The organism is Vibrio sp. 1078-1 (assembly GCF_033340475.1).
On sequence record NZ_JAWOWM010000464.1, the window covers coordinates 1 to 648 of the forward strand.

General features: G+C 49.4%; 1 protein-coding gene. It reads left to right on the forward strand.

Annotated elements, in window-relative coordinates; translation table 11 throughout:
• A partial coding sequence (locus R7190_RS28210) for a UbiD family decarboxylase (protein WP_318137971.1) occupies positions 1 to 648 on the forward strand: 648 nt, incomplete at both ends.

Here is a 648-nt window from a genome sequence, read left to right on the forward strand (position 1 = left end):
CCAAGACATTGTTTGGCAAGGTGACGAAGTCGATTTGGATAAAATTCCGGTGATGAGTTGCTGGGCGGAAGACGTAGCACCACTATTAACGTGGGGTTTGACGGTTACCAAAGGGCCGAACAAAAAACGTCAGAACCTCGGTATCTACCGCCAACAAAAAATCGCCAAAAACAAAATCATCATGCGTTGGCTAGCTCACCGTGGTGGCGCGTTAGATTTGCGTGATTGGATGGAAACCAACCCGGGTAAGCCGTTCCCAGTTTCCGTGGCGTTTGGTGCCGACCCTGCCACTATCCTTGGTGCGGTGACGCCAGTGCCGGATACGTTATCAGAATATGCCTTTGCTGGTTTGCTGCGTGGCAGTAAAACCGAAGTGGTCAAATCCATCAGTAACGATTTGGAAGTCCCAGCAAGTGCTGAAATCGTCATGGAAGGGTACATCGACCCGAACGAGTTTGCCGATGAAGGCCCTTACGGCGATCACACTGGCTACTATAACGAAAAAGAAAAGCATCACGTCTTTACCATTACGCACATCACCATGCGTAAAGACCCAATTTATCACAGTACCTATACTGGTCGTCCGCCAGATGAGCCAGCGGTATTAGGCGTGGCACTGAATGAAGTATTCGTGCCAATTCTGCAAAA